16 protein-coding genes are annotated in these 15,200 nt (G+C 71.3%); 10 read left to right on the top strand and 6 right to left on the bottom strand.

The window, feature by feature from the left end:
• Positions 1-68: 68 nt before the first annotated feature.
• The 4 genes from corA to ABTW72_RS07080 all read right to left on the bottom strand — a co-directional run bounded on the left by corA (position 69) and on the right by ABTW72_RS07080 (position 3,681).
• On the bottom strand, positions 69-1,223 hold the full coding sequence (gene corA, locus ABTW72_RS07095; protein WP_350855255.1) for a magnesium/cobalt transporter CorA: 1,155 nt from the start codon (positions 1,221-1,223) through the stop codon (positions 69-71).
• A gap of 322 nt (positions 1,224-1,545) precedes the next feature.
• A complete protein-coding gene (locus ABTW72_RS07090; protein ID WP_112601309.1) occupies positions 1,546-2,640 on the bottom strand; it encodes an aminotransferase-like domain-containing protein in 1,095 nt (364 codons plus the stop codon).
• Between the two features lie 106 nt (positions 2,641-2,746).
• A complete protein-coding gene (locus tag ABTW72_RS07085; RefSeq protein WP_124770741.1) occupies positions 2,747-3,205 on the bottom strand; it encodes an ester cyclase in 459 nt (152 codons plus the stop codon).
• An 83-nt stretch (positions 3,206-3,288) separates the two neighbouring features.
• Positions 3,289-3,681, bottom strand: coding sequence for a CBS domain-containing protein (locus tag ABTW72_RS07080; protein ID WP_091396882.1), 393 nt, complete (start codon positions 3,679-3,681; stop codon positions 3,289-3,291).
• Positions 3,682-3,793: 112 nt separating this feature from the next.
• On the opposite strand from ABTW72_RS07080, the gene ABTW72_RS07075 reads away from it, so the two are divergent.
• From ABTW72_RS07075 to ABTW72_RS07055, 5 genes are all read left to right on the top strand, one after another.
• Positions 3,794-4,243: an NUDIX hydrolase gene (locus tag ABTW72_RS07075; RefSeq protein ID WP_186718371.1), complete on the top strand. Its 450-nt coding sequence runs from the start codon at positions 3,794-3,796 to the stop codon at positions 4,241-4,243.
• Positions 4,240-5,007, top strand: coding sequence for a hypothetical protein (locus ABTW72_RS07070; protein WP_350855250.1), 768 nt, complete (start codon positions 4,240-4,242; stop codon positions 5,005-5,007). The genes ABTW72_RS07075 and ABTW72_RS07070 overlap by 4 nt, the downstream gene beginning before the upstream one ends.
• A 78-nt stretch (positions 5,008-5,085) precedes the next feature.
• Entirely contained in the window at positions 5,086-5,817 is a 732-nt protein-coding gene (locus tag ABTW72_RS07065; RefSeq protein WP_350855247.1) for a phosphocholine cytidylyltransferase family protein, read from the top strand.
• Positions 5,805-6,872 (top strand): iron-containing alcohol dehydrogenase family protein, encoded by a 1,068-nt coding sequence (locus ABTW72_RS07060; RefSeq protein WP_112625357.1) that lies wholly within the window; start codon positions 5,805-5,807, stop codon positions 6,870-6,872. The genes ABTW72_RS07065 and ABTW72_RS07060 overlap by 13 nt, the downstream gene beginning before the upstream one ends.
• Positions 6,847-7,569: a CDP-alcohol phosphatidyltransferase family protein gene (locus tag ABTW72_RS07055; protein WP_350855244.1), complete on the top strand. Its 723-nt coding sequence runs from the start codon at positions 6,847-6,849 to the stop codon at positions 7,567-7,569. Before ABTW72_RS07060 ends, ABTW72_RS07055 begins: the two co-directional genes overlap by 26 nt.
• A gap of 160 nt (positions 7,570-7,729) precedes the next feature.
• Here the strand turns inward: ABTW72_RS07055 and ABTW72_RS07050 are convergent, their stop codons facing one another.
• Positions 7,730-8,998 carry a glycosyltransferase gene (locus tag ABTW72_RS07050; RefSeq protein ID WP_350855241.1) on the bottom strand — a complete coding sequence of 423 codons (1,269 nt, stop codon included), beginning with the start codon at positions 8,996-8,998 and terminating at the stop codon, positions 7,730-7,732.
• Between the two features lie 80 nt (positions 8,999-9,078).
• On the opposite strand from ABTW72_RS07050, the gene ABTW72_RS07045 reads away from it, so the two are divergent.
• From ABTW72_RS07045 to ABTW72_RS07025, 5 genes are all read left to right on the top strand, one after another.
• A complete protein-coding gene (locus ABTW72_RS07045; RefSeq protein ID WP_350855238.1) occupies positions 9,079-9,939 on the top strand; it encodes an Fpg/Nei family DNA glycosylase in 861 nt (286 codons plus the stop codon).
• A gap of 264 nt (positions 9,940-10,203) precedes the next feature.
• Positions 10,204-11,775 (top strand): sugar transferase, encoded by a 1,572-nt coding sequence (locus ABTW72_RS07040; protein WP_350855472.1) that lies wholly within the window; start codon positions 10,204-10,206, stop codon positions 11,773-11,775.
• Between the two features lie 39 nt (positions 11,776-11,814).
• Positions 11,815-13,041 carry a sensor histidine kinase gene (locus ABTW72_RS07035; protein WP_350855235.1) on the top strand — a complete coding sequence of 409 codons (1,227 nt, stop codon included), beginning with the start codon at positions 11,815-11,817 and terminating at the stop codon, positions 13,039-13,041.
• A 23-nt stretch (positions 13,042-13,064) separates the two neighbouring features.
• Positions 13,065-13,826, top strand: a complete 762-nt coding sequence (locus tag ABTW72_RS07030; protein WP_350855469.1) for a LytR/AlgR family response regulator transcription factor — start codon at positions 13,065-13,067, stop codon at positions 13,824-13,826.
• A gap of 66 nt (positions 13,827-13,892) precedes the next feature.
• Positions 13,893-14,555 carry a DUF5701 family protein gene (locus ABTW72_RS07025; RefSeq protein WP_350855233.1) on the top strand — a complete coding sequence of 221 codons (663 nt, stop codon included), beginning with the start codon at positions 13,893-13,895 and terminating at the stop codon, positions 14,553-14,555.
• Between the two features lie 88 nt (positions 14,556-14,643).
• Here ABTW72_RS07025 and ABTW72_RS07020 read toward each other — a convergent pair whose 3' ends face one another.
• Positions 14,644-15,195: a Uma2 family endonuclease gene (locus ABTW72_RS07020; protein WP_350855230.1), complete on the bottom strand. Its 552-nt coding sequence runs from the start codon at positions 15,193-15,195 to the stop codon at positions 14,644-14,646.
• Positions 15,196-15,200: the final 5 nt, after the last annotated feature.

The raw sequence follows: 15,200 nt of genomic DNA, 5'->3' as shown, positions 1-15,200 counted from the left end.
GCATCGGGCGCCGGCGAGTGGGTCCACCCACTCGCCGGCGCTTCCGCGTGAGCGGCGCTATCGCAGGATCAGAGCCAGCCGTTGCGGCGGAACCAGCGGTAGAGGGCCAGCGAGACGCCGAGCATGAGGGCCAACACCACCGGATAGCCGTACGTCATCTTCAGCTCGGGCATGTTGTCGAAGTTCATCCCATAGATGCCAGCGATGGCGGTCCAGACCGCGGCGATACCGGCCCAGGCAGCGATCTTGCGCATGTCGTTGTTCTGGTCGACGGTGACCTGGGCCAGCCGCGCCTGGAGGATCGAGTTCAGCAGGTCGTCGTAGGAGTTCACCTGCTCCACGGTGCGGCTGAGGTGGTCCTGCACGTCCCGGAAGTACTTGCGGATCTCCTTGGGCACGTCCCGGTTGACCTGGGAGGTCAGCGTCATCAGCGGCCGCTGCAACGGCACCACCGCCCGCTTGAACTCGACCAGCTCCCGCTTCATCTGGTAGATCCGCTGGATCCGCCCGTGGCCGTGCCGGTCGAAGACCTCGGCCTCCAGCATGTCCAGGTCGTCCTCGATCTGGTCGGCCACCTCCAGATAGAGGTCGACCACCCGGTCGGTCACCCCGTACGCCACCGCCCATGGGCCGTGCAGCAGCAACTCCTGCTTGGTCTCCAGGTCGGCGCGGATCGGGGCAAGCCGGCAGGCATCGCCGTGCCGGACGCTGATCACGAAGTTCGGGCCGATGAAGAGCATCACCTGCCCGGTCTCCACCACCTCGGAGTTCTCGGTCAGCTCGGTGTGCTCGCAGTAGCGGGCGGTGCGCAGCACCAGGAAGACGACGTCGCCGAACCGCTCCAGCTTGGGGCGCTGCTCGGCCTTGACCGCGTCCTCGACCGCCAGCTCATGCAGGCCGTACGTCTCCGCGATGGCGGTCATCTCGGCCAACTCCGGCTGGTGCAGGCCGATCCAGACGAAGCCGTGCTCCTCGCGGCGGGCAGCGGCCAACGCCTGCGCGTAGGTCCAGTCGCCGGGCTGGCGCCTGCCGTCGACGTAGAGCGCGCAGTCGACAACAGCGCTGCGGCCGGTGCCCGCCCCCGTCGGGGCCGAAACGGGCGGCGAGCCGTCGGCGTTGAGGATCCGGGTCATCGCCCGGACCGGGGAGGGCCACGCCCGAGGCCGCAGCACCCGACCGGTGGTCGACGGTGCCGTCCGGTCCCGCTCTGTCCGATCCGTCATCGCGTCACCTCCCGCGCTCAGCTGCGGCTTGCAGGCTACGCCGATCACGGTCGAGGACCGGTGTGACGGCGGTCGCTTGGGGGGCGGCGCCGGGCGGGCCGGGCCGCATCGGGGGGCGTGCGGGGGACGACACGGCCCACCCGGCACCTGTGGGGGCGGGAGGTTGTGCTGCCGCGTCAACCCGGCAGGGCCGGCCCGGAGGCCGGGCGGTGAAATCCGCAGTGGCGGGGTGACGCTCGCAGCATTGTGGGCCAGCCGGCCGCCCGGAGGGGAGCCCCGGGACGGCCGGCATCGTCGTTCTGTCAGGAACCCGACAGTTATTTCAGCTGCGGACGGCCTCGACCGCCGACGCGAGCCGCCGGACACCCTCGTCGATCCGGTCGGCGGTCACCGCCGAGAAGGCCAGTCGGAGGGCGTGCCGCCCGCCGTCCAGCACGAAGTCACTGCCCTTGACCACGGCGACCCCGCGCTCGGCCGCCGCCGGGGCGAGCCGGTCGACCAGCACGTCCTCCGGGAACTCCACCCAGAGGAAGTAACCGCCGTCGGGCTCCACGAACCGCGCCTGCGGCAGGTGCCGGCGCAACGAATCGGCGAGCACCTGGGCCCGCTCGCCGAGCGCCGCGCGGACCGTCTCGATCGAGCGGTCGATGTCACCGGAGACGCAGAACTGGTGCACGATCGCCTGGGACACCATCCCGGGCGAGATGTAGAGGCTCGTCGCGTTCTTCGCGATGGAGGCGATCAAATCGGCCGGGCCGACCAGGTAACCGACCCGCACACCAGGGCAGACCGTCTTGGTGAAGCTCGACGCGTGCACCACCACGTTGCGGGTGTCCAGCGAGAGCATCGACGGCAGCGCCTCGCCACGGAAGCGGATGTCCGCGTACGGGTCGTCCTCGAAGATCGTGAACTCGTACTCGGCGGCCAGGTCGAGCAGCTCCCGGCGCTTCTCCAGGGACAACGTCATGCCGGCCGGGTTCTGGTAGTTCGGGATGACGTGCGCGAGCCTTGGGCGGACGCCGGACTCCAGCAGCTTGCGCAGCTCGGCAGTGTCCAGGCCATCCGGCTGGACGGCGATGCCGTGCAGCTCACTGCCCATCCGCTGGAGGTTGAGCAGGGTGCGGTCGTACGTCGGGCGCTCCACCACCACCGCGTCCCCGGGGCGGACCAGGTGGTCGAAGAGGAACGCGTCGGCCTGGAGCGACCCGTTGGTGACCAGCACCTGGTCGGCCTCGACCCCGTGCTTCTCGGCGATCCACTTTCGCAGCGGTAGGTACCCGACGGAGGTGCCGTACGCCGTCACCCCCGCGGGGTCGGCGTCGAAGGCGCGGACGGCGGCGGCCTTGAGCCCCTCGACATCGACGATGTCCAGCGAGGGAGCCCCACGGGCAAAGGAGATCAACTGCTCGGCGGTCATGGATGTTGAGCGTACGGGCGGCGGCAGGGGACGCGCGGTCGGCACGGCGATGTCCGCATCCTGAGCCACCGGGTCGGGTGACCCCACTGGGCCGGTCGGCGGCAGATCAGACCGGAAGGGCGAGCGCGTCGTGCTGCGCGGCCCGGGAAAGTCCCTCCAGCTGCACGCCGAGCGCGTCGAGGAGCTGACTCCAGTCGAAGTAGGAACGCCACGCGGTGATCCGACCCTTGCGGGCCCGGACCACGTCGGCCACCTCCCAGCTCACCAGCCGGCCGGTGGGCGCGACGGTGCCGTACGGCGAATGCAGGGTGCCGGTGTGGGTGCCGGTCAGTCGCAGCTCGACCGCAGCGCCACCGCCGGTACGGACCGCGCCCATCGGGTCGACCCGCAGGTCTGGAAAGGCGCCGGTCCAGGTACGCAGCAGCGCGGGCAGCTCGATCGGCCGGACCGTCACGCCCGGCATGGCGTAGAAGGCCTCCGGGGCGTAGAGATCCGGCAGCCGGGCCACGTCCCGACGCAGGAGCATGGCGTACTGCTGCTCGACCAGCCGCTCCGCGTCGCGCATCGGGACCTCCCCCACGGGCCACGGCATCTCCGCGCCCGCAAGGGATGTCTACCCATCGATCCGGCCCCGCACACCACCCCCGGTCAGGTCGTGGCGACCGCCTGGCTCTCCGACCAGACCCGCATGATGTCCCGGACGGAGATCACGCCGGCCACCTCCTGGCCGTCCAGCACGACCAGGTGCCGGAATCCGCCCCGGGCCATCGCGGCGGCGGCCTCCGCCACCGTCCATTCCGGCCCCGCGTAGACCACGTCCCAGGTCAGATGGGCGCCGGTGCGTTCCACGTCGCAGTCCAGGCCGGCGCCGATGGCCTTCAACACGTCGCGTTCGGTCATGATCCCCACACCCTCGGAATCCGGGTCGATCACGACCGCCGACCCGACACCGCGGGCCGACATCATCCGGGCCGCCTGGCGGAGCGTGTGCTCCGGACCGACGACGAGGACCTGGCTGGACATCGCATCCCGTACCTGCATCACACATCACCCCTTTGGGACGGTGGCATTCGGTACGGACATGGTGGTCGGTGGATGTTTCCGGGACAAGAGCGGCATCGCACAAGCTGCGGACGCTGGCTACTGTCGGGTGGTGTCCACCGAGCCCCTGCGCTGCGCCGGCGCGCTGATCGTCGACCATGACGGCCGCATCTTCTTTCAGCGCCGCTCACCACACCGACGCCTGTTTCCCAATTGTTGGGACATCGTCGGCGGCCACGTGGAGCCGGGCGAGGACATCGACGAGGCACTGCGCCGGGAGATCACCGAGGAGACCGGCTGGGTCCTCTCCCACGTCCTGGGGCAGGTGGGCGAGTACAGCTACGTCGGCGACGACGGCCTGGCCCGGACCGAGTACGACTTCCTGGTCCGCGTCGACGGTGACCTCGACCGTCCGATGCTGGAGGCCGGCAAGCACACCGAGTACCGCTGGCTGGCCGAGCACGAGGTGACAGTGCTCGACGAGCACCGCGACGTCAACGACGGGCTGATCCGGCGGATCGCGGAGGAGGGCTTCGCCGTCCTGCGGTCGATCGGTCTGTGAACACCGTCGAACTGGCGCCCCACCGGATCGCCGGGCTGCTCGCACCGGCAGTGGACCGGACCTTCCGCGCCGGCATCCTGGCCGGCCGGGACGGTGGTGGCGCCGAGTTGTCGCAGCGCTACGGCGGAATCACGGCGACCGGCTTCCTGGTCGACCTGCGCACCCGGCTGGCCGCCCCCGGAGGCACCGTCGACGGTCCCGGGTTCGCGGCGATCACCCGCTACCAGGACCCGGTCGCCTGCCGGCGGACCGTGGACAAGCAGGTGGCCCATGGGATGATCTACCGCGGCCCGGACGGAGCCCTGTCCGCCACCGAGCGGGGCGCCGCCTTCCTCGCCGAGCTCTACCAGGTGCACGCCGAGGTCACCGAGGAGTTGTGGGCCGGCCACGACGACCGGGTGGCCCGACTGGTGGCCATGCTCGGCCGACTGCTGTCGTACGCCCTGGTGCTGGCCGACGAGGAGCCGGACCCGGTCGCCTCGGCCTTCGCCGCGCTGGCGCCCCCGTACGAGCCGGACGGCACCCCGTCGGGCGTTCTGCTGCTCAACCGGCTCAGCACGCTGCGACACCACCGGGCCGACGCGCACGCCGCCGCCTGGACCGCCGCCGGTCACACCGCGTCGAGCATCGCTGCGCTACCGGCCGGTCCCGAGCGACTCGCCATCGAACTGGAGACCGACCGGCGGGCCGCCGGCCCGTACGCCGCGCTCAGCGCGGAGGAGCGCCTGACCATGCTCGCCGACCTGGCGGCACTGCCCGGCTGACCCGGTTGGCCGGAGCGGCACACCCGGCCGGGGCTATCCTCCAGCGGTGACGGGAGCAGGACGAGGGAGGATGTCGCGATGATCGGAATGGTGCTCGCGGCCGGAGCGGGACGACGGCTGCGCCCGTACACCGACACCCTGCCCAAGGCGTTGGTGCCGGTGGACGGCGAGACGACGATCCTGGACATCGCGCTGGGCAACCTCGCCGAGGTGGGGCTCACCGACATCGTGATCGTCGTCGGCTACGCGGCGGACGCGGTCGTCTCCCGCCAGGCGGAGCTGGAAAAGAAGTACGGGGTCACGCTCACCCTGGTGCACAACGACAAGGCCGAGGAGTGGAACAACGCCTACTCGCTCTGGCTCGCCCGGGAGTACTTCGCGCGCGGGGTGCTGCTGGTCAACGGGGACACCGTGCACCCGGTGAGCGTGGAGAAGACACTGCTCGCCGAGCGTGGCCCGGGGATCCTGCTGGCCGTGGACACCCTCAAGCCCCTGGCCGAGGAGGAGATGAAGACCACCTTCGACGCCGCCGGCCAGCTCACCCGGATCACCAAGATCATGGACCCGGGCGAGGCGTACGGGGAGTACATCGGCGCGACGCTGATCGAGCCGCAGGTCGCCGACGCCCTCGCCGACGCGCTGGAGGCGACCTGGCGGCGGGACCCGAACCTCTACTACGAGGACGGCTACCAGGAGTTCTCCGACCGGGGCGGGGAGGTGCGGGCGGCGCCGATCGGTGACGTCCCGTGGGTCGAGGTCGACAACCACGCCGACCTGGCCCGCGCGCGGGAGATCGCGTGCCGCTACTAGCTCGCAGCGTCCTCACCCCGCTGCACATCGACGTGCGGCGCGGGGCGGTCGCCGACCTGGGCGCGATCCTGGCCGACGGGCGGATCTCCTCCGGGGGCGACGTCGCGGTGGTGGTCGGCCCGGGTCAGGGTGCCCAGATCGCGGAGCTGATCCGACCGTCGCTGCGCTCGGCGGACGTGTTCACCGTCTCCGGCGGGACGCTGGACGCCGCCGACGACCTGGGCGGCAAACTCCGCTCCCGGTCCTACGACGCGGTGGTCGGCATCGGTGGCGGCAAGACCATCGACGTGGCCAAGTACGCGGCGACCCGTCGAGGGCTGCCGATGGTGTCGGTGGCGACCAGCCTCGCCAACGACGGGATCGCCTCCCCGGTTGCCAGCCTGATCACCGACGGGATCAAGGGCTCCTACGGGGTCCACATCCCGATCGGGGTGATCGTCGACCTGGACTTCGTGGAGAGCGGCCCGGATCGGCACAACCGGGCCGGCATCGGCGACGTGATCAGCAACATCAGCGCGCTGGCCGACTGGGAGCTGTCCCGACAGGTACGCGGTGAGCCGGTCGACGGGCTGGCCGCCTCGCTCTCGCGGGCGGGCGCCGAAGCGGTGCTCAACCACCCCGGCGACATGAGCGACGACGCCTTCGTGATCGTCCTCGCCGAGGCGTTGATCTCCAGCGGTCTGGCGATGGCTGTCGACGGCACCAGCCGTCCGTGCAGCGGCGGCTGCCACGAGATCATGCACGCGGTCGACTCGCTCTTTCCGGGAACCGCCTCGCACGGCGAACTGGCCGGGCTGGGCGCGCTGTTCTGCACCTGGCTGCGCGGAGATCTCCGCCGCTTCGGGGAGATGTCGGCCTGCCTCGCCCGGCACGGTCTGCCCCGGCTCCCCGCCGAGGTGGCGCTCACCGACGACCAGTTCATCGAGGCGGTGCAGTTCGCGCCGCGTACCCGGCCGGACCGGTACACCATCCTCGAACACCTGGCACTGTCGCCTACCGAGACCCGGGAGCGGCTGGCAGACTACGCCGGTGCAATCCGCGACCAGCTTGGCTGACCCCCGTCCCACCGTCGCCGACTTCCACCGGGTGAACCGGGGCGGCGGCCTGTTCAGCGAGTCGATCAGCCAGTGGCTGGGGGCCGTCTTCGCGCTCGTCGCCCAGCGGCTCGGGCTGCGACCGACCGCGTTGACCATCACGAACCTGGTACTCGGGCTGGCCACCTCGGTCACCGTGGTGGCGCTCGCCGCGCCGGTCGCCGCCGGGGACGTACCGGCCTGGGTGGTCGGCCTGCTCGCCCTGGTCGGCTGGCAGGTGGCGTACTCCCTGGACTGCGCGGACGGGCAGCTGGCCCGGGTGACCGGTCAGGGCAGCGCGGCCGGCGCGCGTGTCGACGTGCTCTGCGACGTGGCCGCGCAGATCGCCCTGGTGGCGGCCCTGGCCGCCACCGCCGTGGCGCAGGAGCCGGGCACGCCGACCTGGCTCGTGGCGACCTTCGCGGGCACCTGGATGGTCAACCTGGTGACGTCGGTGATGCAGGCCGGCCCGAACGCGGCCAGCATGGTCACCTCGACCTCACTGCCGGTGCGCCTGGTGAAGCTGGTCCGCGACTACGGCGCGGTGGTCTTCGTGGCCGCCGTCGTGCTCGCCGTGGCCCCCGCGCTGGCCCTCTGGGTGATGGTCGCCTTCACGATCGTCAACGGCGGCTTCCTGCTGGCCAGCATCGCCTTCTCGGCCCGCGCCTCCCTGCGCTGACCAGCCCCTCACCTCCGCGCGCCACCCGTCCGCAAGATCCACGCGGGAGGGTCACGATCGCGCTTGATCGAGCATGTGGTGGCCTCGGAGCAGCCGGAGGGGACTACCTCCTGGATCGAGCGCGATCTTGCTGGGCAGGCCGGCGCGGGCGCGACCGGGTTCAGACGTGGTTGGGGGTTCGGGCCAGGCCCGCGTAGATGTCGATGAGCTGCTTGGTGACCACGTCGGGGTGGAAGATGCGCTCGTAGCGGGCGCGGGCGGCCAGGGTCACCCCGGACGCACCGGCGCGGGCGACCGGCAGCGCCGCCGCGAGCGCGGCCGGCTCCGGGGCGACCACCCAACCGGCCTCGCCCAGACCGATCCCCGCCGGCATGGCTGGCCCGCCGCCCCCGGCGACCGCGGAGGCGTTCTCGGCGGGCCCGGTGCCGGCGGGCTCGTGCGGGGCGTCGGCCCCGACCAGGTACGGAATGCCGCCCAACGCCGTACCGAGCACCGGTCGGCCGCTCGCCAACGCCTCGATGATCACGGTGGGCAGCACGTCGTGCCACATCGCGGCGACGATCACCACGGCGCTCGCCTCGACGGCGGCCCGCACGCCGGCCCGGTCGAGCTGACCGAGGTAGACCACGTCGGATCGCTCGGCGGCGGCTGCCTCCACGAGTGGGCGCAACTCACCGTCACCGGCGATCCGCAGCGTGCCCAGCGCACCCACCGGGTGCCGACGCCAGGCGTCCAGCAGCAGGTCGACGCCCTTCTCCGGGGAGAGCCGGGCCATGTAGAGGAACCCGTCACCCAGCGGCACCGGCCGACCCGGGTCGGGTACGGAGTTCGGCTTCACCACGATGTGTTCGTCCGGAATGCCGTAGTCGCGGAGGTGATCGGCGATCGCCGAGGTGAGCGCGATGTACCGATCCACCGAGCGCCAGGTGCCCCGGTGCACGGCCAGGGTGGTCGCCATCAGCGCGCTCTGCACCGCCGAGTCGCGGTAGCAACGGTGCTTGATCGCGGGCACACCCAACGCCCGACCCTTGCAGTCCTGACAGATCACGCCATCCCGGAAGTAGATCCCCGACGAGCAGACCTGCCGGTAGTTGTGCACCGTCTGCACCACCGGCACGCCGTGCCGGTGCGCGGTCCGCACCACCCAGGGCGAGATCAGGGGGTACGGGTTGTGCAGGTGCAGAACGTCCGGTCGGTGCTCGGTGAGCAGCCGGCTCAGGTCGTGCTGGGCGCGCGGCGCCCAGATCGGCGAGATCGGCAGCAGGGCCTTCGCCGACTTCGACATCGACGGGATCTCGTCCGAACTGCGAATGAAGGGCAGCACCTCGACGCCAGCGGCGGTGAGCTGAGCGATCTCCGAGTCGACGATCGTGTTCTCGCCGGAGGGCTGGGCTTCGCGGTACCGGTTGTGTGCCACCACGATTTTCACGCAGCTTGCCTCTCGTTCGCGATTGCGGGACTCGCAAGCTCATTCCTCACGCTCACGGGAAAGAAGGCTACCGTTGTGTCGTGCCCGAACTACCGGAGGTTGAGGCGCTCGCGGGTTACCTGCGTCAGCGCGCGGTGGGGCGGCGCGTCGATCGACTGGAGATCGCCGCGATCAGCGCCCTGAAGACGTACGAGCCGGCGCCGACCGAGGTCGCCGGCCGGGCGGTGGTCGACGCCAGTCGGCACGGAAAGTTCCTCGACGTCCTCTTCGAGGGCGGCCTGCACCTGGTGGTGCATCTGGCGCGAGCGGGCTGGCTGCACTACCGGGAGGCGTTCCCCTCCACCACCCCGCTACGTCCGGGCAAGGGCCCGATCGCGGTGCGGGTACGCCTGGATGACGGGTCCGGCTTCGACCTCACCGAGGCCGGCACCCAGAAGAAGCTGGCCGCATATCTGGTCACCGACCCCGCGGCGGTCCCCGGGGTGGCCAAGCTGGGCCCGGACGCGCTCGCCGCGGATCTGCCCCTCTTCGCCGAGCGACTGCGGAGCAGACGGGGGCAGGTCAAGGGGGTGCTGACCGACCAGTCGGTGCTCTCCGGGGTGGGCAACGCGTACTCCGACGAGATCCTGCACGCCGCGAAGCTGTCCCCGTTCGCGATCACCGATCGGCTCACCGACGCCCAGATCGCCACCCTGCACGCGGCCACCCGACAGGTCCTCGGTGACGCGGTCGAGCGGTCCCTCGGTCAGCGGGCCGCGGAGCTGAAGGGCGAGAAGCGCTCCGGGCTGAAGGTGCACGCGCGCACCGGGCTGCCCTGCCCGGTCTGCGGCGACACAGTGCGCGAGGTGTCGTTCGCCGACTCCAGCCTGCAGTACTGCCCCACCTGCCAGACCGGCGGCAAGCCGCTCGCTGACCGTCGGTTGTCTCGCCTCGTACGGTGAGTAATTGCACTTCAGGACTACGTAGCGGAATCGCCCTCCCTGAGCGGAAGCTCCGGTCCGCCCTTCTCGCCACGCGCGCATCCATCGGTATAGTGGCCCGGTCCCCGGCTTCTGAAATGGTGCGGAGCCGGCCAGATCCCGCCAGCACCGTCGGTCGCCAATCTCCTTCGGGGCGACGATCGGTCGGAGGCCGCGTGGGAGACTGGGACGGTGGGCGACCCGGGCCTTCACGCCGAGTGAGCGGCCCGTGTCATGCGGGAGGACATGGGTGAGGTGACGGCAAGCCTCCAGCGCCCGGTAACCAACGAAGGCCGGAGCAGACTCGTGCGGCACGTCGACAGCTTCGAGATCCAGCCGCCGACGCCGCCGTCCCACAACGGCGTACCCCGGTCGGCCTGGGCCCGAGCGCGACGCCGCGTCTCCCGCTGGCACCGCCCGTACACGGCGATCCTGCTGCTGCTCGACTTCGGCGCGGCGGCGTTCGCCAGCTGGATCGCGATCCAGCTGTTCGACCAGGCCGCCTCCGGGTTCAACGACCTCAAGCAGGACCCGACCTGGTTCCACACCGTGTCCTACCTGCTGCTCCCGCTCGGCTGGGTGGTCATCCTCTGGAGCAACCGGGCCTACGACCGACGTTATCTGGGGCTCGGCCCGGACGAGTTCAAGCGGGTCATCCGGGCCGCGGTGACCGTCGCCGCGAGCGTCTCGTTCCTCGCCTTCGCCACCAAGACCGCGCTGTCCCGCTGGACGGTCGGCACGGCGCTGCTCGGGGCGCTGCTGCTGATCCTGTGGGGCCGTTTTGTCGCCCGGTGGGCGTTGCACTACATCCGACGGCGGGCCGGCCAGGCCGCGCACCGGATGGTGCTGGTCGGCACCCTGCCCGAATGCCTGGAGGTCTACGCGGCGGTCACCCGCAGCCCGGCCGCCGGGCTGATGCCCGTCGCCATCCACATCACCGACGGGTACGCGGCGGCCCGAGGCATGCCGACACCGGTTCCGGTGTACGCCGGACGCGACGTCCTGGCCCTGGTCCGTGAGGTCGGTGGGGACACCATCGCCGTCTGCGGGTCGGCCAGCGCGGAGCCGGGCGAGCTGCGTCGGCTGGCCTGGCAACTGGAGGGCTCCGGCGTCGACCTGGTGGTCGCGCCGCAGCTCACCGACATCGCCGGCCCCCGGGTGCACATCCGGCCGATCGAGGGTCTGCCGCTGCTGCACGTCGAGGAGCCGACCCTCTCCGGGCCGGCGCTGCTGGCCAAGAACCTGATGGACCGGGTCGCCGCCGGCCTCGGCCTGCTGCTGCTGATCCCGCTCTTCCTGGCCATCGCCGTGGCGATCCGGATCTCCGACCCCGGGCCGGTCTTCTTCCGCCAGCCCCGGGTGGGGCACGAGGGGCGCACGTTCCGGGTGTGGAAGTTCCGCACCATGTACGTCAACGCCGAGGACCGGTTGGCCAGCCTGGTCGATCGGAACGAAACCGACGGCATGCTGTTCAAGATGAAGGAGGACCCTCGGGTCTTCCCGGTCGGTCGTTTCCTGCGGGCCACGTCGCTGGACGAACTGCCGCAGCTGATCAACGTGCTCTGGGGCGAGATGTCGCTGGTCGGGCCGCGTCCGCTGCCGGCCGACGACGGTGACTTCCTGGGTGACGTACGCCGCCGCCTGCTGGTCCGCCCCGGCATGACCGGGCTGTGGCAGGTCTCCGGCCGCTCCGACCTGTCCTGGGACGAGTCGGTCCGACTGGACCTCTACTACGTCGACAACTGGTCGCTCGCGTACGACCTGAGCATCCTGTGGCGCACCGTCGGGGTGGTGCTCGCCCGCAAGGGCGCGTACTAGAGGGTTGGCGCGCCGGCTCGCAGGGGCGAGGATCGCTGCGTGGCTGCCAACCTCTCCGCCGTGGTCGGCGTCGTCTCACTCGTCACCGCGCTGACCGCAGCCCTGCTGGCGGTGCTGCGACTGCGGGCCCGCCGTGGCATCGCCACCGCCACCCAACGGGCCACCTACGAGGTGCTGCACACCGCCGGCCTGGCCGCCGAGCCGCTGCGAGCGGGGTTGAGCGAGGCGGGCGCGGCGAAGGCCGTACGGCATCTGCGGGCGCTGGTGGGCGCGGTCGGGCTGGCGCTCACCGACGCCGACCGGCTGCTGGCCCTCGACGGGCGCGGCACGCACCACGGAGAGCAACTGCTCGCGGCGGCCCAGCGGACGGTGGACAGCGGGCGCTCGACCGTGCTGGGTGAGCAGGAACTGCACTGCGACCGGGTCGACTGCCCGGTCCGCGGGGCGGTGGTCGCACCGCTGCTGGGGGCGGACGGCCGGGTGGTGGGCGCGCTGGTGGCGGTCGCCGACAGCCCGCCGCCTCCGGGGTTGGTGCAGGCCACCCTGGAGACGGCGCACTGGGCCGGCAACCAGCTCGCCCTGGCCGAGCTGGACTCGTCGCGGGAGCGGCTGGCCCGCGCCGAGGTCCGGGCGTTGCGGGCGCAGATCAGCCCGCACTTCATCTACAACGCGCTGACCGCGATCGGCTCGTTCGTACGCACCGACCCGGAGCGGGCCCGGGAGCTGATCCTGGAGTTCGCGGAGTTCACCAGGTACTCGTTCCGGGCGCACGGGGAGTTCACCACGCTGGCCGAGGAGCTGCGGTCGATCGACCGCTACCTGACCATCGAACGGGCCCGGTTCGGCGACCGGTTGCAGGTGCGGTTGCAGATCGCCCCGGAGGTGCTGCCGGTGACGCTGCCGTTCCTCTGCCTCCAACCGTTGGTGGAGAACGCGGTTCGCCACGGGTTGTCCCGCAAGCCGGGCACGGGCATGGTGAGCATCGAGGCCCGGGACGCGGGAGCCGAATGCCACATCACGGTGGAGGACGACGGAGTGGGAATGGATCCGACCACGCTGACCGCCGGCATCGCCGAGCTGGCTCGCGGCACCGGCGACCCGGGCGACGACACGGGCCAGCACGTCGGCCTCTCCAACGTCGACGAGCGGTTGCGCTCGGTCTTCGGGGACCGGTTCGGCCTGGTCGTGGAGACCGGGCTGGGGTCGGGCACGAAGGTGAGCATGCGGGTGCCGAAGTTCCACCCCGGCGTGCGGGCACTGTCGTGAGCGAGCGGACCGGGACGGGTGCGGTGAACGCGTCCGGTTTCCTGCGCGTCCTCGCGGTGGACGACGAGCCGCCCGCGCTCGACGAGCTGGCATACCACCTGCGGGCCGACCCCCGGGTGGCCCGGCTGCACACGGCCGGCGATGCCACCGAGGCGCTGCGGATGCTGCGCGACGGCGACGTGGACGTGGTCTTCCTGGACATCCGGATGCCCGGCCTGGACGGCATGGAGCTGGCCCGGGTGTTGCGCCGCTTCGCCCGGCCACCGGCGATCGTGTTCGTCACCGCGTACGACGACGGCGCGGTGGACGCCTTCGATCTGGGCGCCACCGACTACGTGCGGAAACCGGTGCGCGCCGATCGGCTGGCCGAGTCGCTGCGGCGGGTGATCGGCTCGCGGGTGGTGCCGTCGCACCCGGCGGCGCTGGCCCGCGCGGAGGAGGACCCGACCATCCCCATCGAGTTGGCCGGCACCACCCGGATGCTGCCCCGGTCGGCGGTGCGCTGGGTGGAGGCGCAGGGCGACTACGCCCGGTTGCACACCGCGGAGGGGTCGCACCTGGTGCGGGTCTCGCTGGCCACGCTGGCGGAACGCTGGGCCGATGCCGGCTTCGTCCGGGTGCACCGGTCGTACCTGGTGCAGTTGAAGTTGATCGCGGAGCTGCGGCTGGTCAACTCCGGCTACGTGGTGGTGATCGACTCGACCGAGCTGCCGGTGAGCCGGCGGCACACCCGGGAGTTGAAGGACAAGCTGGTCAGGGCCGCGAAGCAGGATTGGAGTCGCTGAGCCGGGAATGGAAGCAGCCCTACCGTACGTTGTACGCTAGTCCGTACGACTTCCGGGAGGCCTGCCGTGACCGAGACCCCGTTCGACGCCGAATCCGAGTTCGACAGCCAGCTCGACCGACTGGTGCAGCTCGGCTACCCCGCCCTCGCCGGGCTGACCGAGAGCGCCTTCCGCGACCTGGTCGCGCCACTGCGGGCCAGGGCGGTCGAGGGCACCGCCGGCCTGCCCGCCCCCACCGACGCCCGGGTGCCGTTCCTGCTGGTCATCACTCGGGACCTGATCGCTGTGCCGGAACGGGTGGAGCTGACCACCCTGGCCGGCAAACGCAAGCCCGGCGTCATCGACCGGAACTACGCCGAGGACGACCTGCCCCGCTTCGACCCGATCAAGGAGCTGGAGGTGCCGGCCGGGCCGGCGTACCTGCTCTTCGACGTCGACCGGGGCGAGGAGTACCGCAACCTGGCACCCGCCACGGCCATGGAGGGGATCACCGCCCAGGGTCGACTGCCGCTGAGCATCGACGAGGGGCTCGCCTTCGTCACGCTGCACCCGGCCGCATTGGCGAGCAACCGGTGCTTCTCGCTGGTCGGCTCCCGCTGCGGCGACAAGCGGGTGCCGGCGCTGTGGATCAGCCAGGGCGCACCCAAGCTGGGCTGGTGCTGGTACGGCAATCCGCACACCTGGCTCGGCTCCGCCTCGGCCCGGCCGGAGCGCATCGGCCTGGAGTGACCGTCGGACGCCAAGGGTTCCTGAAAGTCGGGCCATCCCACCGGCCCGGACGGCCCGACTTTCAGCACCTCAAGGATCAAGCCCTGGGTCAGAAGATGTCGGCCAACGGCAGGGCGAGGGGGAACGGCTGCTCGGTGCGGTAGACCTCGCCAACCGCCAGAACGGCCTGCTCGCGGTAACCGCCCGCGCCACTCACCAGCACGGTCAGGGTCTGCTTGCGGGGCTCCACCAGCCAGTAGAGCGGGATGCCGACGGCCGCGTACTCGTGGCGTTTGAGCACCAGATCACGGCCAGCGTTGCTCGGCGAGATCACCTCGACGACGAGGAGCACGTCGGCCGGGTCGAGTGCGGCACCGCCGCTGTCCAGGGCGCTCTCACTGGCGACGAAGAGATCGGGCACGAAGTACGACGAGCGTTTCGCGCTGACCCCGATGTCCTGACCAACGAGCACACCGGCGGGGGCCTGCCGGTCGAGGAGCCGGCGGAGGCGATTGGCGACCGCGCCGTGGAAGACGTCCGCATGGGGGGACACGAGCAGGCTTCCGTCGAAGATCTCGTAGACCTGGTCGTCCTCGGGGAGGCTCTGGAGGTCGTCCACCGTCCAGGCGTCACCCCAGCCGGGCCGGGCAGGGTTGGTCACCGTCA

It is taken from the genome of Micromonospora sp. NPDC127501, from assembly GCF_040302185.1.
In the GTDB taxonomy this organism is placed as follows: Bacteria; Actinomycetota; Actinomycetes; order Mycobacteriales; family Micromonosporaceae; genus Micromonospora.
This window is presented reverse-complemented; position numbering and strand designations above follow the sequence as displayed.